We start from the raw sequence: 23,655 nt of genomic DNA on the forward strand, positions 1-23,655 counted from the left end.
ATATCTGCTATATTATGATATCTATCATAAAAGCGTAGGAATGCCAACTTAACAAGATTGAAATCGCTATGACCAGCAGTTAAGATTCAATCAAAAACATCTGATTTTCAACAATAAATAACAAATAAAATAGTTTAATGTAAAATTATTTCTTTTGTATATATAATTGTAATATATTTACTAAAGAAATTTTTAGATAGTTATGTTATAGTCATTTTATATTTTCTAGTGACATTTTACCATCATGTTGGTTTTTAAATTAAACGTATGCTATCGTCCCTAAATATGATAAATCAATAATTGAATAATACATGAAAATAAATTTACTATTTTGTTTGCTGATACTTGTTTTTGTAAGTTGTAAAAATGAGAACAGTATCCTCCCTGAGAATAGCTCGTCAAATCCTATTGAAGCTTTGCACGCTGATTTTGAGAAACAAACAGGTTATCATCAAAAGGACTCCAATTTTCTGTTTCAAAGTTTTAAGACATCCATTAACTGGGAACAGAACAAAATAATCTCTGATGATACTGTTTACGTGAAAGTAAATGTTTTAGATAAGGTAGCTTTATTATCAACCGATTCACGTCATATTTCCATCAATAACATGGTTTGGATTAAAGCTATTAAAGTAAAAGATGCATGGTCGTATACTTTGCTGACGTTTGTTCCGGAAAACACTAAATTAGGATATACCGGTGCGATTATTTCGAAATCAATTTTATCCGGTGATCAATGGAAAGCATATTACGTAGAAGGTAAGCTTGTCCAGCATTCGAACGGCTTAAAAGCTTCGTCAACGGACCGAAAATGCACTTATGGAATTGTCAATGGTGAAGTGAATGTGATCAGCTGTGATCCTCCGCCCGGTGACAATCCTAACCATGGTGGAGGACCAATTGATTACGAAACTGTCGATCCGATGGAACATGGTGGTGCCGGAGGTAGTAGCGGAGGAGATGGCGCTGAAGGTGAGTCAACGACTAATCCTGACCATGAAATTATTGATGCTTTAGAAGGATATCCTTGTGCACAGGCAGTCTTAGCAAAATTGCCTAACTTAGAAAATAAGATTTCGACCTGGTTGAACAGTGTATTTAAAAATAATGCAAATAATAGCTTAACATTCAGAGTTAGTACTAATATAAAACCTGAAGTTGATGGCTTTTGGAACTATAATAACCCATCAGGAAAAGCTCAAACGATAAGTTTAAATGGCCAAATGCTTTCTAAGGCCTCTCAGGAATATATTGCGGCTACATTTTTTCATGAAGCTCTGCATGGCTATTTACATAATGAGAAAGTAAGACTTGAGGAAGAAGGTAAAGGATCTCAATTTGGAATTTTATATCCAGGATGGTCTGCTACAGATGTTCTAGTTGAAAATAGATATGTAATTGAGCATTCAACTATGGCAACCTCTTTAAAGGATTTAGCTGATGCAATAAAATCATTTAATCCTTCAATGAGTAACGCTGATGCGTTAGCATTGGCAAAAGCCGGTATAGTATCGAATATGACACAAGCAGAAATTGATTTGAACTTAAGACATAGAAATGGAAATGAGGGTACAAAATGTAACTAGGAAAATGAAATGTTGGTTTTTATTGCCGCTGTTATTGATTACGGTCAATTCGTCCGCACAGGTCAAATACTTTATTATACCGGATCAGGCAGAGGACTATACCATCAATCATTATAAATTATCGACTGAAAAATTATATGGTGTCAAAAAGAACGTAGAACTTTTTTCTCTGACCTTTCCTGGATCAGAAACCATAAAAAGAAGCATGAAACAGTATGTTGATATGGATCTCGATATAGTGCTTTTTTCAGTGCTGCCTGATTTATCAGGTAAAAGCGATTGGATTGAAATTAAAATGGATAGTATTAAAAGTAATATAATCACACATTCGAATCTAATAAGGCTACTGTCACTAAATACTTTTTCGGATTATGAGCAACAATATAGAGCAAAAAACAAATATTTTGATGAATATCAGGTTATAAAAAAAATAGACAATAAATACTTTGCATCCAAGCATTGTCTACTACAATTTTTTGCTGTCCGAAACAGGCCATCTGTTTTTCAAAATGTTTTTGGAACTATAAATACTGAGCAGGAACCGATCACAATCATTGAGATGGAGCAAATTTTTAAGAAAAGATACCGCGGTTCTATATTTCCACCCTATTCAATCGGAGAATCACCATATTCTTATTCTAGTGGGGGGTTCGATTTTCTACGGGATAGAAGAGAATACTTATCTAAAGTTATAAAATTGCGTAATGACGAACTGGCTTATCAATTCTGGACATATACAAATTGGCATGAGCATAGGCATGAATTTGAAATTGACCGGGGTATTGACCGTTTTGTATACCTGCCAGGTCAAGGCATTATCGGCGGTTCCTTTGACTTCTATTTTTACTTCCACAGAAAGAAGTTACCGATTGGATACGCTGACTTTATGCAGAATATAAAGGAAGAAAAAGTAATGATTGCAGATAATTATAAATAGGAAAATAATCACCCTTTACAAAAATTACCAATGGATTTTTGTAAGGGGTGATTATTTTGAGACCGATATCTTCTTGCGAAATCTCGAAGTCATGTACTATTTTTAGTTTCAGTATGCAGCTTTGAATAGATTTATAATTCCTTCATAATCTTAAGCAAAAGTTCCCATATTAGGATCAATATCTAGTTTCATTTTTATTCACTGATTCATTTGTCAAGATTTTCCTTTTCTATGACAAAAGCTTTCAATTCTGCAATTTTTCCATTTTCGAAGCGCCATATATCGCAATAATCATAGTGGTGATAAATGCCATTTGGCGCCTTCAAGGTGATTTCACCTGTCACGGTTACCATGCTACCTTCTTCAATGGTCGTTTCGACGGTAAATACAGGCGGTTCCACATAAAATTCTTTCATATAGTCTCGTACTTTATCTTTACCCTCGAGGATACGTTCTCCTACAAAAAACCATTTTGTATCTGGTGTACAATAAGCTAGAAAATCCTCGTAATTTCCCTTTTTAACAAATTCATTTGCTTGATGTAATATCGTTGCATTTTTCATTTTTGTTTCTTTTTTGATGTGAATTGATTCATTAATGCTTGTATCTAAACTGCTGTCAGATAATTCCATTTCCAAGCTTTCTCCATGATTTTCATTACAGTTATTCGTATTTTGAGCATTTGTAACTGTCAGGAATGTGTTTTGATTAGGAAGATATCTCATCGCTTGTGCAGTAATGCCGACTACTAGTAAGATGGATATGGTTAATGTCAGTTTTTTCACGTTAATATTTTATTTATACGCCAATTCATTAGTTCTAATCTTGATATTCATTATCACTTTTATATGCCTATTAATAAGGCATGTTATTCCTAATCTACTATAGGGCTTAGTTTAATAATGTTGATAATATCCGGATTAAGTATTATAAACTTTCCGAGGTTTCCTCCATCATTTCGATTCCGAAGCCTTTTAAGCGGTTACTGATATTATGAATTGGGACAATAGTTTCTGGAAGATATAAACCTCCAATCTTATGTTCCGGCTGTCCATTAAGTCCTAATATTTTTTCTGCAATCAAGTATACGCCAACAGCTGTTAGATGAGAATTTCCTCTCGGGCCCGATACGATCGTGCTGAGTTTTCTTTTTTCGCCGGAAAGTAGGGTACCTTCAATCGTCATGTATAAATCATGTGAAGCGTGCAAGCCTTTATTACTCCCTATTGACTCCCCTGTGATAAAGTCGAACCGAATATTTTTCGCATTCGTAAAAGCGGCAATGCTCGGTACATCCAGTGTGCTAAGTGGATAACCTATTACTGAGGAATGATTGTACAAATCAATAGTTCTCGGGTTTTCCTTTGCTTGTAATGATAGCCAATTCCCCTCCTTGCGGATCAGAGCATTACCAACAAAATCACTGACTTCGTTTGCAACTAGCGGTCCAACACTATCCTTTGGATCAAATAACCCGGCAAGTTCGATCGTTTTTATATCGCGGAATTTATTCGCTAGTTGTTTAACCACAAGGGTTAATATTCCTGCTTGCCAATGACCAGCGTATACAACTGGCGCAATGATCGTTTTGTGCAGGCCTAGAAATGCTGTGGGAGAAATTTGATCAGCTAATTCGCTGACGGCAATACACGCAATGCCATTTAAGATAGCAGTCTCTCTTAGTATATTACTATGATCATCCACTGCTGATATAATCAGATCAATTTTTTGAAAGTGACTTAAATCGAAGCTTTCTTCAAGGTTGATGTAAGCTGTTTCTGCATGATTTAATTCCTTCGCTAAAGATATTCCATTTTGCGGATTTCTTCCCGCTAGAATAAGTTCGATGTGATGATCAACTTGTCTGATTAGTCGTGCTATGTGACTTCCAACCATACCGTAACCGCCTACAATTAATACTCGTTTTTTCTGTGATTCCATCTTGAAATTTTTAAATTATATACTTTTTACATTTAGCAATTCAGTTTAAGCGTGTGGTCTGTCAAAATTTATCTAGAAACTCCAAATATGATTTGACACCAAGCGCTAGATGGCTTTTCGATATGTTGTGCTCTATCCCATAAAAAGCAAATGGCACTTGGTAATTAACTTTGACATATTGAAAAGTCAGCTCAAAAGGTCGTGTGAGTTCCTGTAAGGTGTACTTGTATTTTCCTGTCCCATTCAAATCGTTTTCATCTAAGCCCAGAGATATTGCCAAGGCTATTTTCTTCCCTTGCATCCGATATCCGCTTTGACTGCCATATGCCCATCCATGAGTCAACACGTCATCAAACCACTGTTTTAAAAGAGCGGGGCAGTTAAACCAGTAAAAAGGAAATTGGAAAACAATTTTATCATACTGTTCCACTAGGCGCTGTTTGGCCAAAACATCGATATTTCCCTCTTGATAACTTTCTTGTAAATGGTGTACGGTATATTTTTCAGGATATTTAAGCAGTTCCTCAGCCCATCTTTTATTTATCACCGACTTAGTTATATGAGGATGGACCACAATTATTAAAGTTTTCATATTTCAATTATTCATTTGTTGAAGACAAAGTTAGGGTTCCACATGAAGTTTTGTATATTGCCAGCTAATTGTTAGGTACTATAAATAATGTAAGTAATGAGTGAAATCAAACAAACCTCAACCAACTTCTCTAATAAGGCTGCTCTGAGCGATGAATGTCCGGAGGCATACGCCTCAAATATTATTGGCGGTCAATGGACATTGGTCATATGTTCATGGTTATTAAGTGGTAAACTTCGATTTGGGGAGCTAAAGAAGAAACTACCTGGTATTACTGAACGGATGTTGACTTTGCAACTGCGTAAGCTCGAAGAGAATAAAATAATTAGCCGGACTGTTTATGCTGAAGTTCCGCCACGAGTAGAATATGAAATGACAGAAATTGGATACGCGTTGAAGTCTGTTATTAAAGAGTTAGAAGCTTGGGGCGAAAGCCATAAGAAATTGACAAGTAAATAACCTAACATTCCTGTATGAAATCGTTAGTTTTTCTATTTCTTTTGAAAATCTAATGATTTAAATTCAGGAGCATTATACCAGGTACCTCATTTGGTTTGGTGCGATTGAAATAATTATTCCTTTCTATCAAGCAGCAAAGGTATGGTACGAGATTTCAAAAGCGACGTGAATGGTAATCAATAGAAGCTTGGGATATTTTGTGTATTTTAATGAAACAACTAAGCAAATTGTGTGCTATGCTAACCTAACATTCTGCACAAATTGTAAATATGGACATACAAATGAAAAAACAAATTTTACTATTTGCCACTTTATTATTTTTCACGTCTTGCAGTGGACAGGGAAAGGAAGTTAAAGCCTATTTTAAGAACGGCGAAATTAAGGAAGAGTATTATGTTGATGATAGAGGGCAAGTAACTGGAGATGCAAAAGTATATTTTAGCAATGGAAAGTTGTCAAGTGTTGGCAAATATAAAAACGGAAAGAAAATCGGAGAAAGAAAGTGGTATTGGGAAAATGGAAAATTAAGGGGTAGCATATCATTCAATGAAAATGAAAAAATGATAGGCGAATGGAAAGAATATCACGAGAATGGTCAACTGGCGGAAGTTGGGAATTATGAAAATGGTGAGAAAACAGGTCATTGGAAAATATATTTTGAAAATGGACAATTATCGAGTGTTGGAGAAAAGAAAAATGGGAGTGATGTAGGCGAATGGCGATTATATCACAAAGATGGAAAAACAAGAGCAAATTTTCAATTTGATGAAGAAGGGTTTAAAACAGGTGAATGGAAGGAGTATTTTGAAAATGGACAATTAGAAAGTATTGGTCAATATAAAAGAGGAGCGAAATCTGGTGAGTGGAAATATTATTATGAAAATGGGAAATTGGAACATTTAGAAATATATAATAAATATCATAAATATACTGGAGAATGGAAATTCTATAATGAAGAAGGTAATCTGATAAGAACTGAAAATTATGTCGACGGTAAAGAAATTGGTATCAAGGACAATTAGGAGCGTAAGACATCAAAAAAGGGAAAGAATGACATAAAAATCGGAACTAAAAAAGGTTCATTAATTACTTAAGTTTGAATCCTATTATAGAATTGTTTCAATAGTTTAATTTCACTCATTGCATTAGAGCTTTTGCCTTTTCTTATTTTTTACTTTAAACGCAGGAGCAGGAAATGCCATTTTCTTGATTGTCCCTGATTGTGGTCCTTTTAAGTCCGATGCAAGAATCTTTTTCCCATCCCTGAAGAACTTTAAAGATTTACCCATTGGATCAGCTTCAATTTGAATCTTAAGATTATCCAATTGTATGTCTACCGTTTTTCCCAGTTTTAAGCCATTTGCGATTGCCTGAATCTTTTGTAGATCTAAACCACCTAAATTTTCATGCTTTAGTAAAACCTGAATATCATAACCGGGGATACTGATTTCCTTTATCCTGATATGGCCAGATTTTAAACCGATCCCAATAATTAGAAAGATCGACCACGTTATGGTCCAAAGCAATTACACTGCGATTAGAAATGAGATTAGGGGATTGTAAATGCGGAGTTGCAGAGAATTATTTGAATTTGAAGTGAGGTGATCAATCCGCTACCTCACAATATTAATTTTAAGTACAACAATTTTTAATTATTTTTATTTGTTAAATGTATTTATAATGAATAGTCAGGATTACCTTTATCAGATCGGCTTATATCTAGCATGGTTTGAAACCCAGGTTGGAATTGAAAACGGAACAAATTATTTCGACATTAACAAGCATGCGGAAAGGTTTTAAATCAGAGAAATTTCTAAATTTGAAATGAATAGCGCAACGACGCAACAGCGGTTTGGCAATGTGGCAGCTCTTGTACTTCTATTAAAAATTTAAATAAAATGAGCAACATACCATTTCAGTCAATAGGCTGGTTATCAATTGATAAAATTGAATACCCAGGAAATAAAGAATAGCATTTTGGCAGACCATTCGATTTGAAGGACTTAGAATACGGTTGGTGAAATATTCAAATGGATATTTATCAGACCATAGGTGTCAAAAAGGAGACATTGTTCATAGTTTAGAAGGCGAATTCAAACAGGAGAGAAAATTAAATTAATGTTAGCTGTAACTATAGAACCGATGACGACCATGAAAAATAATATAATTTTAGTACTACTTGCCCTCCTTTTGCATTCTTGTAATTATGCACAAGAGCTAAAAGTAAATTCAGAAATTCAAGATTTTTTTGATGTGAAAGGAAATGTAAAAGAAATTACAACCACTAAAAAAATTTTTACAACAATGGGCGAAAGAAAATATGAGAGTAAAACTACTTTCAATAAAGAAGGAGAACCCATTGAAACTATTGATTATGACGAAAACGGAAATGTGGAAAGTAAAAAACCCTGGACAAAAGCTAATGAAAATGATTTTAAAGGATGGGAAGTAAAAGAGGTATTTGATGCACAAAAAAGGTTAATAAAAAGGACAAAATACAATAATGGGAAAATTTCATTCGAAAACTATTACAAATATGATTTAAATGGAAATAAAATTGAAGATTTTGAGAAAATAAATAATGAGAAAACAGAATTCAAATACATAAACAATCTTTTATCCGAAGAGATAACTTTCATTATTAATAAAGCGGAAGGCAACAAATTTTATTGGTACTGTAAAAAGAAGTTTTCTTATGATGAGAAATCAAATTTAACAGAAATGATTGTCTACTACTATCCTGATGACAAAATAATGAAAGGAAAATACAATTATAAATATGATAGCAAAGGAAGTTTAATAGAAAAAATTGCATATGTCGATAATGAAATTTCGGAAATATCGACAAGAAAAATAGTTTACTACTAAAAATACCTACAGCTAACAAGGTTTTGAGCCACTTTAAAAGACAATACAAAAACAAAACAAAATTTAAAGAAATCTATGGACAAAAAAGCCAAAAACATATTGTTCAAAACGTATTGGAAAAATGGTTGGATTGATGATAATGCAATACAAATAAATGGTGCTGACTTTGAGTATGCAAAATCAAAAGGATTGATGTTTGAACCTCTGACCATTTCTCACGACCAATGTTTGGACAAAATTTTTGAGATACTTCCAACAATTTCAATCGACAAAGTTGCAACAGCATTTTTAAGTAGTCTTTCTAATAGGCGTTTAGATTGGCGTTCCAGTTTGGCTTCCTATTTTATAGCGAAACAATTGGTTCCTCATCAATATAAAAAAGCAGTAAGTGGACAGAGTTTTGGAGAAGATGGAGAAGTAACACACGAGAGTTATACTTGTGGAATTTGCAGAGATTTAAAATATGGCATTATAGGCGACAAGGATTATACCAATGAAGACTTAAATGTATTGAATTTTGAAAGAATAAAATGGGGCGGAATTAGACACGGAAAACTTATTTACACTTTGTTCGACCTTCAACAACTACAAATAGCAGAAATCCCGGAACCTTCGATGGAAGATGTGGAGATTTTTAAAAATATCTTATCGATTATCAAAAATTCTCAATCCAACGATTATCCAAGTACATTAGAAAAAAACTTATCTACTGCTTTGAAATCAACGAAAGACGAGCGAAAAATATTAATTGAAATTTTAGCTTGCATTGACATTCTTAAACCAGCGTCCTATGACAGACCGAGTAGAGGAAAACACGATTGGAATTTTGTTGAATACTGGCGTGGGGAAGACAAATATAATGAAGAAGCTCTGAATACATATTTTGGAAAATATATGAAGTAAAAAAAGTACTGACAACGTCGGATTAAAAGTATAGTACCTGAAATGCTTCTCTGATCTTTTTTTGCAACCTTAAACCTTTAGTACTTCATATCAAAGAAAACTTTGGAAACTCAGAACGGCATGTGCAGTCAGCTAACCACCCCCAATTAATATATACTTGTAATAAAATCAAAGCGTATGAAGTTCCAAACGCTTTTTTTATTTAAATGTGTAACATTTTCTGTTTCTTATGCTCTTAATTCTAAAAGCAGCAATACAGGTTTTAAATTTCGAAGAGATATACCACGAGTACTGGAAAAGAATATTTCGTCTTTGTATGGGCTATGTGAATGATCATGATGCGGCAAAAGATCTTTCTCAGGGAAACATTTGTGGCTGTTTTTCAGAAATTGCCAAAGTTCAGGTAGGAAGCATCAGTTGGAACCTGGATTTATAGAATTGATACTAATATCTGCATCTTTCCCTACTATGTTGGGCTGGATACCGCAGAGATTTCTGTTGTGCACATTATCAACCACATACCACGCTTTTTGTGAAGTCGACTAATGTGCCTTGGTGCGCTGTTGCAACATTTTGATTAAAGATTTATTATAATCAAATCTTAACCAGATTACTTTTTTGCCCCGATGTGTTCCTAAAATAATTTTAAAAAGAGAAAGATTAAATTCAGGCTTCGTGTTTTGAGTATCCATAAGACTTCGCACTTTTAATATCTATAAAGCTATAAGTCACTGACAGATTGATAGATATTAAATTTGTGTGTTTTGTAAAACTTTCGGATATTTGTGCGTTACCAGCAATTTTAACCAAAATGACGTTAACACAAGAAATTTAAATAATCAAAAATGATATTAAAATACTTGAGTTTTAGCATTTCAATAGTTTTCATTTCTTTCATTGTTGGAATGATTTTGACCGCTCTGATAAGAAAAACAGATTTTTATAAAAAAACTTTATCAAAGCTGAACTTTCTAAAAAGTGACTTATTAAATAATTTAATTGGAGTTGGATTGGTAAAATGGATTGTTAAAAATACTTTTTTCAAATATCTAAATCCAAGTCTAAAAATTGACCGAAAAATGAAACTTGCAGAGTTAAATAATATTAGAAATCAAATGTCTAAAGCAGAAATTGACCATTTATTTGCTTTTCTTTTCGTCATAATTTTTGTAATTCTAAAAATTTATAAACAAGAATACATTTTTGCATTTGTAATCTTTTTGGTTAATATTTTAATGAACTTATGTCCAACTTTATTGCAACAACAAAATAAAAGGCGACTAGATAAATTAATTATAAGATTCTTAAAATCAACTGAATAGAAAACTGCAGGTAACAAGAGTTTTGCGTCAGGCGGGCTGAAGTGCAAAATTCAACAATAGTTTTTCAATTAAACCTTAGTAATAATATCAGCTTTTGTGCTTCGATTTCCCGCGCGAACGCAAAGCCCCAACCCGTTAACTGCAATCTTTCCAAAAACCGTATGAAATATAAAGTTTCAGAAAAAAGAGCTGAATTTTTAAGAGAAAAATTTTTTGAATACTCATTAAAAGGAGTTGATTTGGATCAAGAAACACTTAATAATATTTCTGAGCCCATTGAATTGGATTTCATTATCTTTAAAACTTACGTTTACCGACGTATATAAACAACAAAACCCGACTTGATAGTCGGGCTTTATTTTGTCTTGGCGGAAGAGGAGGGATTCGAACTACCTGCTCTAATGCCGCTAAAAAGCAATTTTTAAGTTACTTTTTTATTAGTGCCACGAATATGGATTTTCAATTTTTTATTGAATATCACTAATTCGTTTACTTTCTAAATTTTAGAATTTATCTTGAATCAAAGAGCAACCATCCGAAATGATTATTACAAAAATAATAAAAATAATTTTCGTTTTAAGTTTAAATATAATATTCCATTGGATTTCCAGGCTAACTGCTCAACAATTGCGTTTATGAATAATTGAATGGATTAAATTACTAATTCTTCTTGTGAGCACTAATTTTATAAATTTTCATTTAAGAGTTCTTTATCGATATATTTTAATTATGAAACTTTGTTTTAAAAAAGTATTTTTACAAAAAGTGATTCGATAATGTCACGACATCAACCATATATATATTAATTATAAATTATGAATATAAATCGCGGTTCGGAATGGAGAAAATGGGATTTACATTTTCACACTCCTTCTTCATATGATTATAAAGATAAAAATATCACCAATCAACAAATAATTGATGAATTGGTAAAAAATAATATTTCAGTTGTTGCAATTACTGATCATCATGTTATCGATTTAGATCGATTTAGAGATCTTAAAGTTTTAGGAGAGGCACAAAACTTAACTATTTTGCCAGGAATTGAATTTCTTTCTGATGCGAGAGGAGATGAGCCAATACATTTCATAGGAATTTTTGATTCAACAGATAAGCTTCCCTATATATGGAAACAAATAGAAAGTAATACAGATATAAAGAGAATAGAGGGAGAAGGAAAATCTCATAACCAAGTTTATTGTCATCTTATGCAAACCATCAATCTAATAAAAGAGCATGGTGGGATTGTTACAATTCATGCAGGCAATAAAACGAATGGTATTGAGAATATTACACATGCACTACCTCATGGGGTAGCTCAAAAAGAAGATATAGCTATCGCCATCGATATTTTTGAAATGGGAAAAGAGTCTGACTGTCCTGGATATAAAGACAAGGTTATTCCCTATTTAAAAAAGAAAATTTCTAAGCATATCCCTATGATTATTTGCACTGATAATCATAAGGTATCTGAGTATATCGTCAAACAGAATTTGTGGATCAAGGCAGATACTACTTTTGAGGGATTAAAGCAGATTATTTTCGAACCTGAACATAGGGTTAAAATTCAAAAAGATGAACCTGACTTTAAAGAAGATAAACTAATTATCGACTCAGTAAGATTCGTGTCTGCTGATAATAAATTTACAACAGAAACTATCTATCTGAATAAGAACTTAAATGTAATAATAGGTGGAAAATCTTCAGGTAAATCAATTTTACTTTATAATATAGCAAAAACACTCGTTTCTGACAATGGTTTTTTTGAAAAGGAAGGTATTTTGGATAAATACGATTTCAAAAGTGAAGACCCGACTTTTAATTTTGAAATTAAAACTAAAGGAGGGTTTTCTCAATCTCTATATAGAGATGAAAATGAGAACAGTATTATACCTGAAATAAAATATATTCCACAAAATTACCTTGTAAAACTTGCTGAACCAAGTTTAAATAAAAAAGGTGCGGAACTGAATAAGATTGTTAGGGAGCTCATAAATGAAGAACCAGAATCGCAGAAGAGATATGAAAAATTTATTTCTGCTTTAAAAGCAAATGATCGGCATAGAGAGAATATAATAATTGAATATTTCACCATAAAAGATCATATTGATTCTTTAAAAATTCAGCTCCAATCTAAATCAAAAAAAGAAATATTGGAAACAAATATCCGTTCCAATACCTTACGCCTTCAAGAGCTAAATGAAAGTGTAGGTTTGAATCAATCTCAAATTGATCATTTTAATAAGCTACAGTTTGAACAGGAGAATAATAAGCAAAATAGAGTAAAATTCATTAATGATTTTAAGAAAATAACAGAATTTAATTCAGAAATGAGAGATATTCTTAGTAGCCTAAAAAACAAAGAAATACTAGTTTCTAATTCTCTCGAGCATCCAGAACTTAAAGAACTTTTTTCAATTAATAGCAACAATATTAAAAATTCTATTGACGAATTGGAAAAGTTTATCTCCATTTTTGAAACTACAAAAGGTGAAGATGGCATTACTCGTTTGAGAAATGAAAGTTCACTTAAAACGTTAGTGTCTGAGATTGGAAGAAAGGAGAATGAAATCCAAGAACAGCTTAAGCCCTTTTTGGAGAATGAAGAAGTGAAAAAGCAAATAGAAACTATTTCAAAATCTATTAGCGAAGACAATTCATCTCTTAATGCAATTGAACAGCTAAGTAAAGAAATTAGGGATAACCAAATAGCATTAGAAAATACAAAACAAAGCTTATTTGAATTGTATAGATCAAATTATGATTTGTATTTAAATCTAATTGAGGATCAAAAAAGTCGTACATCTAATCTTGAAAGTGATGGATTAAAGATAACAGGAATTGCCAAGTTTAATTTTAGAAAATTTCAACAAAATATCTTTAGTATTAGTGATGGGCGTACGGCTTCTTATAAACAGTATGAAATATGCAATGAGAACAGAAATGCACTTTCAGATTACAATCTTGAATCTATTCTTGAATCAATAAAATTGATGTTTGAAAGTATTATTGTAGCTGAAACATATGCCTTAAATAGTAAAGCCGATCGAAAACATGCAATTGAAAAGCTTTTGGATGATTATTTTTTTGACTACTGGGAAATCGAATTTAAAGATGACAAGTTGGGGAAAATGTCCACAGGGAAGGCAAGTTTTGTAATATTAATGTTAATCGTTGGGCTAAGTAGATCGAAAGCCCCTATTCTTATTGACCAACCTGAAGATAATTTGGATAATCGTTCAATAACGACTGATTTAGTAGAATATTTGCGAAATAAAAAACTTGAACGTCAGATAATATTGGTTACACACAATCCTAATATTGTTGTAAATGCAGATGCTGAAAATATAATCATTGCAAATCAAAAAGGACAAAATGATTCAGAAACCTCTAGCCCTTACAAGTTTGATTATATAAACGGTTCATTAGAAAATACTTTTGCAAAAAAAGACTTTGAAAAAGATTTACTTAAAAGCATGGGGATTCGAGAGCATATTGCGGAAATCGTGGAAGGTGGTAAAGAAGCATTTAAGAAACGAGAAGAAAAATACGGGTTCTAAATATATAATGAAATGATAGTAAGAATTTGCAAAAGAAATATCTCATTACTTACAAAATGGCAATTAACTATTTAAATAAATAATAATGCAACAACTAATTTTACCTGAACGGTTTGGAAATTTAGAAAAAGTTGATAATCTAGTAGAAGGTTGGGAGACTGTAAAACTAGCTATAAGACCGGAATGTCGAGATGACAGAAGCATCAACAAAGCGAAAACTGCTATCGAATCAGGGCTCAATGACGCCGCGATCAATTATATATGGAACTTAGCTATGTATGATCTCCATAAAAAAATTATTGTATATGGAGTTGATTATTTTTCCAGTGCCATTAATTGGGATGGTAAACCATTAAAAACACTTGAAGATTTAAGAGAGGTAAAAGATTATCAATTAATTTCTGGTGCATTCGCTTTAGGAATCATTCCTTCAGAGGCACACTTTTTTTTACAACAGTGCAGGGAAATAAGAAATAATTTTTCTACCGCTCATCTACCAATGGGTGAAATTGATAAATTTGAAACTTTTAATTTCATAAAGAACTGCATCAAATATGTACTTACATTCGATTTACCTGCACCAGGGTTACAGATCAAAGATCTTGTAGAGAGCTTAATGGTAGAAAAGCTTGATAGCGTCGATGAGATAGAAGCAATAATCCAAGGTCAGTCTTCAAAAGTGTACGGACCGATTTTACACAATCTCTTTTCTAGCTTTATTAAGCACGATTGTGATCCAAATTTAAAACATAATATCAAACTTTTAGCACCGTTTTTATGGGAAATAGTATCTGACGAGGTCAAAAGCAATATTGCAGCCAAATTCTCCTCTCTTCGAGATGTAAAGGGGAAAGATGCGGCCAATGAGGCATTGGAGTTTTTAAAGGTAGTAAAAGGTGTAGAGTTCATACCTGAAAGCTTTAAAGAGATAATATTCAAAAAGCATGCTTTATTTTTAATAGACGCACATAATGGATGGGATAATTTCCATTATGAACCAGGTTATGCAAGAGACTTAGCATCCCTTGGTAGTAATGTTCCTGTATCAGCTATATATACATATGTAAAAGCTATATTATTGTCATTTATAGGCAATAGATATGGACTTGCCAATGCTGCTCAAGAATACAATACTCTAATGATAACAAATTTATCTCAAACGGGAATTAGGGCATTATTCTCAATTCTTAGCACAGATATAGATGTAATTCGAGAATTGACAAATGGTAGTCCTGCGGTGAGATTCTTAAAAGTTATGGATTTAATAAGAGAAAAAACAATGCTACCTAAACAAAAAGAGCTTTTTGAATTTATTGTTAAAAACAAGCTTCCACGTATTATAAAACATTTTAGTTCTTTGTATTGGGAACTTGTTAATAAATAGTTCGCTAAATTAAAAGATTTTAAAAGCATTGATATAAACAAAAGAGCGTGCCATTACACGCTCTTTATAATTGTACGGAAATCTCATTTTTGGAGTTGTTATTTCTGACTTTTATTCTACTTCCTAATTTTGGATGATAGGATGGATAATATTCAACATAATTAAGCTTCTGCAAATCCTTAATACATTTATGATAGGTTGGAAGGCTTCCGATATGGGATTTATTCATCAATACTTTTCTTGATGTTTGAATTGTCCTGTATCCATTTCCCCTACGGCTTAGCAAAACAATGGCAAAAAATAATGCCATATGAGATACAGTTAATCGTTGATCTGCAGTCGCCTTTCTGATTATTTCGTCATTCCACATTTCTGTCCTCCCTTTAATCTTTTGGTAATAGTTGTTTTACTTCATTATAGTTGTAATAATAATTGCCCCCTACCTTTTTATAAGTTAGTGCTCCAGTAATCCTCAAGCTCTGTAGCTTCCCTGGGGAGATTTGTAAAATCTGAAGTACTTCTTTTGACTTAATTGATTTCGGATAACTCTTTTCTTCTTGTAGGTTTAAGACTTGTTTGATCTCATTAAGCAATTTGATCCGAAACTCTTCCAGGTCCTCTTTTGTCACAATATTTACTATCATATCTAATTACTTATTTTTTCCATTTTCGATTTGTCATTGAAAAAATTCATAGGGTTTCATTCTTCCCTTTGAATTTTATCTTATCCGAATTACCCTCCATTTTATTTGAGTATTTCAATCGTCAACAAATAAAGCATGGGAGCTATATCAAGGCAGAAATGTGGTTCTGTTTGGCAGTTAGTGGTAGTAATTATCCAGGGTGCTTGTGAAATATTTCTGGATAATCGAAAAATATAGGAATTGTAAAATTTGTGATTTAGCTATCCATTTTAAATTTCAAACAAATGGAATGGGGTTGGTTTAAATGCTGGTAAAGAGTCTAAAATTTTGAATTTATCAGGATATAATTCAATTCCATAATCATAAAATCATAACAGTAGATTAAAGCAACAAGAAGATTCTATGACTCAGTTTTTAAATTGTGGGATTCAGCTTGGAATTTTAGTTATTCAGCATTGAATTTTACTGATTCAGCTTTTTAAAGGCTTCTATATAGCCATTCTCGGGGGTTTAAAGGCTAAATTTGGTATAACCATGCCGAACCGTATTATAATGCTCAAATGAGTTTTTTGCTGCCGATCCTCCACATATGACGAAACCTAAATAGACTTGAAAATGTGTAATCATCTGTTACCCTTTAAACGGTGTCCACCTTAACACGGAAATTGATTGCAGTCTCTTGGACTGAACTAATCCAAATTTTAATTCTAATAATATGCATATGAAAAGAAATTATTTTTTTGTTGCGATCACCATGTGGATTGCAACGATGGGTTGTCAAAAAAACTTAAACGACAACCAATTGAGCCATGATCGGATTGGGGAAGAATCTGGTTTAATGAATATTGTAGTGGATTGTACTCCAATTGTACTTTCAGGAACTATCAATAGCAATACCACCCTGCTTACTGGTAAGACTTATGTTTTAGATGGTGTTGTTGATGTGAAAAATGCTACTTTGACTATTCAGCCTGGTACATTGATATTGGGTAAATCTTCTGTATCTTCTGCGCTGGTGATTGACCGTACTGCGCAGATAAACGCGGTGGGAACGGCAACAAATCCTATTGTTTTTACATCGGATAAGTCCCCGGGGTCAAGAGCTGCCGGAGATTGGTTAGGTGTATATATTATGGGTAATGCTCCTAACAACCAAAGCAATGCTTTAGCTTTTAGTATTGAGGGTAATAGTTATACTGCTGGTGGTACTTCTCTAAGTAGCAGTGCCGGAAGTTTTCAATATGTTCAAGTTCATTTTGCTGGTAAACCTTCAAGCACTGGCGATGAACTGAGCAAAAGTGCGCTTTCGTTGGCTAGTGTTGGTAGTGGTATGACCATTAGAAACATTCAAATTACAAATTCATTAAATGATGGTTTAACACTATGGGGCGGTAGTGCAGGTGTTAAAGAGATTTTCGCCTTCAAATCTCATCGATGGGATTTTGCAGTTAGCCAGGGATATCGAGGTAATATGCAAAGCTTATTTGGGTTTAAGGATAACGTTTCTACTACGGTTCCTAATTCAACGAGCATGTATATTACAAATAACCTTAGAGGAGCAGACAACGCACCATATACCTACCCTGTAGTTTCAAATTTGACTTTACTTGGTGGTACTTACTCTAGTGGAAGCGATGCTGACTTTAATCGTGGAGTGACAATCGGTCTGAACGGAAGCGCAAGAATTTACAACTCTGTTATTGAAGGTTTTAGTCAATATGGTTTATTCCTTGCTGATGCCAATATTGTTTCAAAAACTAAAATTGGAACTGATCAATTAATTTACTCTTACAATTCTTCACATGATATCACTGCTAATCCGTATTTCGCACAAATTGCTCCTCTAACCTGGGCAGGTACGGACGGTTGCCGATTCAACGCCAGTGGAACAATGCAGAACTGGATTGAAGGTACTGCAGGTGTTGCCTGTCAACAAGCTGGCAATCAATTTAGTTTATTATCAACTGGATATTATAAAAATAGTATGTGTGGGGATAAGTGTTCTAATTTTCCTAATTTATACATAGACGCTGCAACAACTGATCTTGAAGATCCGGAGTATAGTGTGCTTGGAGGTTTCTTTGACCACCCTCAGTATAGGGGCGCTCTACAATCTTCAGCAAATACTTGGCTGAAAAATAGCTGGGTTGACTTTTGTATACTAACTCGAAATTACTGCGAATAAAATGCTTATAAGGAGTGGCTGGAAGCACTCTTGCATCCAGCCACCTTGTTTTATTCATTCTTATGGAATATCAAGAAGGCCATCGAGGTTAAAATTTTGAACAATGATGGTGATAATTGCCACTAAATAAAAAAATAAAAAGGCAGCCTCCTGGAAAGGAAGCCGCCCTAGTCGAACCATGACTGCTTATATGAAAAAAATTATCGAATCAGACTAATGTCTCCTTTTAAAATCTTATTTGTGCCATCTGGAAATTCTAGGCTTATGTTATAGTAGTAAATTCCAGCGTCACAATCTTTGTCCATAAATCTTCCGTCCCAACCGGCTTTATTATCGCTATATTGATATACCATTTGTCCGTATCGGTTATACACCTCAAATCTTAAGATATTCCAATTCTTACCTGGTAAGGTGAAAAGATCATTGATTCCATCACCATTGGGCGTAAAGGCATTAGGCATCCTGATATTCTTGTTAAAATCAACACTTACTTTTACATAAGCTGTATCCCGGCAACCATAGTCATTTGTTCCTACTACTGTATAATCGGTAGTTTCGGTAGGTCTAGCGATTACTTCATTACTTGTTCGTGTATTTAGGGAACCTGCGGGAGTCCAGGTATAGTTCACTGCACCAGATGCGCTTAGTGTAATTTCCTCACCGATTAGAAGTTGCGCTATTGGTGGTATTACCGTGATTACTGGTATCGGGTATGCTTTTAATTCTACTTCCATTGTAGTAAAACAGTCGCCGCGGGATGAAATATTGAGCGTATAGATTCCTGCATCTAAATTTGGAATTGAATGGTAACTCTCATTAGATTTTTCGTAAATCTTGCCTCCAAAACTATTGTACAAACTTAGTCCGAATGGAGCACCATTAATTGCTGCAGCCTTCAATTCGATGTAACCGGGACAACCATATTGAACGCCTTCAATATTGGGCATTGTGGCAAAATGTACATCAAAGGAATCTATATACAGAACGCAGTCTTTAAAATACTTAACCCAATATATTCCCGATTGTGTTACTGTAATTTCATTGTCTGGTGATCCATTGCTCCATTCGATACAACTAGCACCATCGGCCACTTTTAATGTATCACTTTCATGGTAGCAAACATTTTTCCGCAACAAAGGACTTGTTACTGTGTCTATATGATTCTTTGGGGGTAGTACGATTTCTCTAGGTAGATTTGTTCTTCCGTAAGTTTCAAACATCCCATTTTGAAAGTTATAAATGGCATTAAGATTTGGACTACAGCTTAATCCGGGCAAATCAGGCTGATTGATGACGTGTAAGGCAAGTCCAACGCCCGAGGTTCCTGTACAAACCTGGGGCTGCCCATTGGTCATGTACAGTTTGACGTCTCTCCCAATACGCATTGATCCAAGAGCACCAATATTTTGAGGACAGAATGTGATATTCCATTGAACAGCTGGATTCGATAAAATGAGGGTCTTACTGTTTTCAATTGCTGTTAAATCCAATAAGGAAAGGTCAAATTGATACAGGTGGTGCTCGGTCTGAGATAAGGGCTGATTAGGCTGAATTCTGGGCAAATTACATTGCACGTAAAGTTTGCTATTATCGGGTGAGAATGCAATTCCATAATTAAAATTCCCTTCATCAAAAATTCTGGCGTTTTTGAGCTTTCCATTACATTTATCAAAATCATACAACTCGATTCCTCCTTGCTGGTTAAGGTGGTCAACCTTTGGAAATGCGGTGGCCAATGATTGACCATTTGGTGAGGCAACGAGTTCAACCTGCGTACTGTAGGCATTTATGGGCATTAAGCCAATTTCTGAGACCACCGGAGTAATCTGTAAACCATTTTCATCAATCTTATAACTTAAGTACTGGTTGTTAATTTGATGCCTTACGATCAGCCATATACCATTGCAGCCCTGTACGGTAGTCATTCTTGAACCGATCACGGTATTGTAGTTACCAATTAGCCTATTATGCTGGCCAGGGACAACATTTCCCAGACCGCCGTTAAGGCTTATGTCAAAAAGTGAATACAGAAGGCCTTTGTTACGGGTATAGAAAATGTAGTACTGATTAGGATTGCCGGGATGCGGTACAATAGAGGGTATCTTATTATACGCTCCATCAAGCGGATCAAAAAGAAAGCTTGTGCCAGCGATTGGATTCTCGTTCCTGTCAAAAATATTTGGAGCATTTGGATTGGATACCGCATCCAAGCATTTGACCGTAAATAGTATATTACCACTGGCATCACATACCGTGCTAGCGCGATGATAATTAAAGAACACGTTGTTTGGATTTGTTGTCCGATTGGACTGACCGTTATAGTAGACCGTATCTTTTAAAATTGGAGGGCTATAATTGAAATCTAAAGAATACCCGTGCCCAAAGGTCCAGATGTTATTTTCTCCTGATTGGGCATATGATTTATAGATAAAACAAAACATTGCCATCAATAACAACACAGTACATCTTTTCATGGCTAAATAAGTTTAAATGGTTATTTAGAAAACTTAACTAAGGTTGTATTGCCCAGTGGTTTTCCGCTATTGGAATTGTAAACATTGAACAGATAATTTCCATTACTGAGATTTCCAAGCTCAATTTCACTGTTGCCTTCTGGAACTTCGATCCTGGATACGATCTTGCCTGACAGATCAGAAATCAATAATCGTAATTTCATGGATGAGGTAATCGATAATTGCTCATTAAATGGATTAGGATAGATTTTTATACCCAGGTTTTCCAGTTCATTTATTGAAGTATGGTCAGTGACCGAGATCTCATTGGATAGCCCGGTACACCCATTATTTCCTGTGACCTTTAAGGTATAGGTTCCATTTTGTAAAATTATATGGGTCGGATCGGTAGCACCAGTAATCGTACCTCCATTTAGTAACCATTGATATGTGCTAAAATTTTGAGATACACTCAATATATTGCCACTTCTACTGATTGTCGGAATAGGTGCGGGGTTAACTGTGACAGGCAAAAGCACGGTATCACTTGCACCGCATATATTTATTGCTACCGCTTTAAGTGTTCCTCCATTTGAACCTGTAGTTACACTTATTGTATCTGTTGAACTTATGCCCGTCCAGCCGTTAGGCAAAATCCAAATAAATGAATCCGCATCTAGGTTAGTAGGTATTGTATATTGCTGTTCGGAGTTCTCACAGACAACCGTGTTTCCTGAAATTGCTGTTGGCGTTGCTGGCAGGTTACACATTTTGATTTTTAATAGCCAGCCATCCTGATTCCCACCAAGGCTGGTTTGATGCGCACCTGTGGTGTTAATTCCGGTAATGCTTTCTGTTCTACCTCCAATAAAGATTTGCTCTTGATCATTGATGGCAATGGTATTTAGATCGTCAGTTATATCTCCACCCAGGTATGAAGCCCATAACCGTTGACCGGCTGAAGAAAACGTGACCAACATACCTTCTGAATAAGAATTATTGAATACAGGAACAATTGCATCTGGCGTTGCTATATTATTTGGACTTACTGTCATTCCAATAGCAAATAATTTGTCGTGAGCGAATGACAAAGCTGTTATTCCGTCATTATCAGAACCCCCATAATATGTGCTCCATTGCATCACACCTGTAGCATCTAATTTCCCAAGACATCCATCCATCGTACTTCCAATTGCTGTTTGGTGTGCATTTGCAGAAGCAATGTTTGCTGTACTATAAGTTATGCCTCCAAAATAGATGGCATTCGACGAATCTGTTGCAATGGTGATTAATCTTTCATAATCCTGACCTCCGAAGTAGGTACCCCAAGTCCTTTGTCCCGCGGCATTAAATTTTGCAATAAAGCCTTCCCGTCCTCCATTGCCAATTTCCAGGTAACTACCTGATGTAGAAAGGCCTGTGGTGCTCATGGTTTCTCCGGTTACCACAATATCTCCTGAATTGTCTACGGCTATCCCATTGATCCAATCTATGGAAGTTGTTCCGAAATACGTGCCCCAAATCAATGAACCGTTTGAATCAAATTTGCTGATAAAGCCATCTTCACTTCCCGGCCTTGTTACCTGGAAAGCTCCTGATGTTGCAATTCCATTATTGCTTTGGGTGTTACCTGCTAAATAAATTTGATTCAACTTGTTTGAAACTACTGCAACTGACTGCGTGCCATCAGCACCAGTACCACCAAAATAAGTCCCCCAGATAGGTGATCCTGACGTATCAAACTTTACAAGGAACACGTCATAACCTGATGACGTACCTGCCTTTGACTGCTGATAGCTTCCTGTAGTAGCAATTCCAGTCTGGCTGTTTGTACGACCAGCCATGTATACATTTCCAGAAGTATCTACTGTCAACGACAATCCTAGATCGATATTGCTTCCACCATAATATGTTGACCAAATACAATTCCCATCTGTACCAAATTTGCTAATAAAGGCATCCGAACCCTGAGAACCGGTACCTCCCTGAAAGGTGATGAGATGAGCTCCAACCGTTGCCATATTCGTTGTGCTGTTTGTTGATCCAACAACATAAATAAAACTGTCTTTTCCTATTTTTACATCTTTGATCTCATCGTACTCACTACCTCCAAAATAAGTTGACCAATCAATCACAGGGTCGATTACCAAAGTTCCTGTGTAAGAACCTGTTTTAAAGCTTACCGTATTGCCCATAATCTGATACGAGGAATTGACTTTCTTCTTTGAGCTTTGTTCATAACTATATGGGGCAGGTTCTGTAATTTGTCCATATTTGGTTGTAGCTATCAAATTGCCAAACCGATCAGCTTTTACTTGATCAGCCCCAGCATATTGCAGTTTAATATCAGACACTTTGCCGCCGGGTTTTACAATAAAGTCGTGTTCCAATTTACCAACTGAATTGAAATAAAATACCCAATCTATGCCATGATAAATTTCGTGGTAAACAATTCTTCTAAATCCTTTAGCTGTCCCATTTATATCAGCCAGATGATATTGCTCTCTGAAATCCGTTTCAGCTTCTTTACTAATTTTTGGATCAAGATTTGCCCCAATCAGCTTTGCATCCATACGGTATATTTCATTTTCATTTGCCCATTGATAATGAACGCCTGATTTTGATAGGTAGATGTTTAGTCCGTTACTAGCATTGTGTTTTGCAATAATATCCGGGCGTTTATTCTGAAATTGATCAGTTACCTGACCAACGTTTTCAATAAAATGCTTTTTCCAAGCGTGTGCTTTCAGGCTAAATCCCAATAATACAATAAACCCGATTATCACTTTGAATTTTTTGTTTGTCATGGCAGTTTATTTAA

The 23,655-nt window shown here is 34.5% G+C and carries 19 protein-coding genes; 12 read left to right on the forward strand and 7 right to left on the reverse strand.

The features are described from left to right. Positions 1–311 precede the first annotated feature (311 nt). Both C8N37_RS16605 and C8N37_RS16610 read left to right on the forward strand, forming a co-directional pair. Positions 312–1,586, forward strand: a complete 1,275-nt coding sequence (locus C8N37_RS16605) for a hypothetical protein (RefSeq protein ID WP_108159959.1) — start codon at positions 312–314, stop codon at positions 1,584–1,586. 4 nt (positions 1,587–1,590) lie between these two features. Then, positions 1,591–2,523, forward strand: coding sequence for a hypothetical protein (locus C8N37_RS16610; protein ID WP_146171094.1), 933 nt, complete (start codon positions 1,591–1,593; stop codon positions 2,521–2,523). A 206-nt stretch (positions 2,524–2,729) separates the two neighbouring features. On the opposite strand, the gene C8N37_RS23115 is transcribed toward C8N37_RS16610, so the two are convergent. The 3 genes from C8N37_RS23115 to C8N37_RS16625 form a co-directional block, all read right to left on the reverse strand. After that, positions 2,730–3,308, reverse strand: a complete 579-nt coding sequence (locus tag C8N37_RS23115) for a nuclear transport factor 2 family protein (protein WP_244914452.1) — start codon at positions 3,306–3,308, stop codon at positions 2,730–2,732. 142 nt (positions 3,309–3,450) lie between these two features. Beyond that, positions 3,451–4,464 (reverse strand): Rossmann-fold NAD(P)-binding domain-containing protein, encoded by a 1,014-nt coding sequence (locus tag C8N37_RS16620; RefSeq protein ID WP_108159961.1) that lies wholly within the window; start codon positions 4,462–4,464, stop codon positions 3,451–3,453. A 61-nt stretch (positions 4,465–4,525) separates the two neighbouring features. Beyond that, positions 4,526–5,056 carry an NAD(P)H-dependent oxidoreductase gene (locus C8N37_RS16625; RefSeq protein WP_108159962.1) on the reverse strand — a complete coding sequence of 177 codons (531 nt, stop codon included), beginning with the start codon at positions 5,054–5,056 and terminating at the stop codon, positions 4,526–4,528. Between the two features lie 96 nt (positions 5,057–5,152). On the opposite strand from C8N37_RS16625, the gene C8N37_RS16630 reads away from it, so the two are divergent. Next, a complete protein-coding gene (locus C8N37_RS16630) occupies positions 5,153–5,515 on the forward strand; it encodes a winged helix-turn-helix transcriptional regulator (RefSeq protein ID WP_108159963.1) in 363 nt (120 codons plus the stop codon). 281 nt (positions 5,516–5,796) lie between these two features. After that, positions 5,797–6,537: a toxin-antitoxin system YwqK family antitoxin gene (locus C8N37_RS16635; protein WP_170114550.1), complete on the forward strand. Its 741-nt coding sequence runs from the start codon at positions 5,797–5,799 to the stop codon at positions 6,535–6,537. Between the two features lie 123 nt (positions 6,538–6,660). Here C8N37_RS16635 and C8N37_RS16640 read toward each other — a convergent pair whose 3' ends face one another. Next, entirely contained in the window at positions 6,661–7,041 is a 381-nt protein-coding gene (locus C8N37_RS16640) for a hypothetical protein (protein WP_108159965.1), read from the reverse strand. Between the two features lie 625 nt (positions 7,042–7,666). On the opposite strand from C8N37_RS16640, the gene C8N37_RS16645 reads away from it, so the two are divergent. From C8N37_RS16645 to C8N37_RS16670, 7 genes are all read left to right on the forward strand, one after another. Beyond that, positions 7,667–8,383, forward strand: coding sequence for a hypothetical protein (locus C8N37_RS16645; RefSeq protein WP_146171095.1), 717 nt, complete (start codon positions 7,667–7,669; stop codon positions 8,381–8,383). Between the two features lie 75 nt (positions 8,384–8,458). Next, positions 8,459–9,286: a hypothetical protein gene (locus tag C8N37_RS16650; RefSeq protein ID WP_108159967.1), complete on the forward strand. Its 828-nt coding sequence runs from the start codon at positions 8,459–8,461 to the stop codon at positions 9,284–9,286. Positions 9,287–9,515: 229 nt separating this feature from the next. Then, positions 9,516–9,722, forward strand: a complete 207-nt coding sequence (locus C8N37_RS16655; RefSeq protein ID WP_108159968.1) for a hypothetical protein — start codon at positions 9,516–9,518, stop codon at positions 9,720–9,722. A 409-nt stretch (positions 9,723–10,131) separates the two neighbouring features. Further along, positions 10,132–10,608 carry a glycosyl-4,4'-diaponeurosporenoate acyltransferase CrtO family protein gene (locus tag C8N37_RS16660; RefSeq protein WP_108159969.1) on the forward strand — a complete coding sequence of 159 codons (477 nt, stop codon included), beginning with the start codon at positions 10,132–10,134 and terminating at the stop codon, positions 10,606–10,608. 161 nt (positions 10,609–10,769) lie between these two features. Then, entirely contained in the window at positions 10,770–10,934 is a 165-nt protein-coding gene (locus C8N37_RS22855) for a hypothetical protein (protein WP_153195765.1), read from the forward strand. Between the two features lie 489 nt (positions 10,935–11,423). Continuing rightward, positions 11,424–14,168 carry a TrlF family AAA-like ATPase gene (locus C8N37_RS16665; RefSeq protein WP_108159970.1) on the forward strand — a complete coding sequence of 915 codons (2,745 nt, stop codon included), beginning with the start codon at positions 11,424–11,426 and terminating at the stop codon, positions 14,166–14,168. An 85-nt stretch (positions 14,169–14,253) separates the two neighbouring features. Next, complete coding sequence (locus C8N37_RS16670; RefSeq protein ID WP_108159971.1) at positions 14,254–15,552, forward strand: hypothetical protein; 1,299 nt, start codon at positions 14,254–14,256, stop codon at positions 15,550–15,552. Positions 15,553–15,935: 383 nt separating this feature from the next. Here C8N37_RS16670 and C8N37_RS16680 read toward each other — a convergent pair whose 3' ends face one another. Beyond that, positions 15,936–16,196: a MerR family transcriptional regulator gene (locus tag C8N37_RS16680; protein ID WP_108159973.1), complete on the reverse strand. Its 261-nt coding sequence runs from the start codon at positions 16,194–16,196 to the stop codon at positions 15,936–15,938. Between the two features lie 721 nt (positions 16,197–16,917). Here C8N37_RS16680 and C8N37_RS16685 point away from each other — a divergent pair. Beyond that, positions 16,918–18,381, forward strand: a complete 1,464-nt coding sequence (locus C8N37_RS16685; protein ID WP_146171096.1) for a hypothetical protein — start codon at positions 16,918–16,920, stop codon at positions 18,379–18,381. 200 nt (positions 18,382–18,581) lie between these two features. Here C8N37_RS16685 and C8N37_RS16690 read toward each other — a convergent pair whose 3' ends face one another. Together C8N37_RS16690 and C8N37_RS16695 are read right to left on the reverse strand one after the other, a co-directional pair. Continuing rightward, the gene (locus C8N37_RS16690; protein WP_108159975.1) at positions 18,582–20,855 is read right to left on the reverse strand and encodes a T9SS type B sorting domain-containing protein; all 2,274 of its coding nucleotides are present in this window, start codon (positions 20,853–20,855) and stop codon (positions 18,582–18,584) included. Between the two features lie 20 nt (positions 20,856–20,875). Further along, positions 20,876–23,641, reverse strand: a complete 2,766-nt coding sequence (locus tag C8N37_RS16695; RefSeq protein WP_108159976.1) for a DUF7948 domain-containing protein — start codon at positions 23,639–23,641, stop codon at positions 20,876–20,878. Positions 23,642–23,655 lie beyond the last annotated feature (14 nt).

The organism is Sphingobacterium faecium (genome assembly GCF_003054045.1).
GTDB classification, from domain to species: domain Bacteria; phylum Bacteroidota; class Bacteroidia; order Sphingobacteriales; family Sphingobacteriaceae; genus Sphingobacterium; species Sphingobacterium faecium.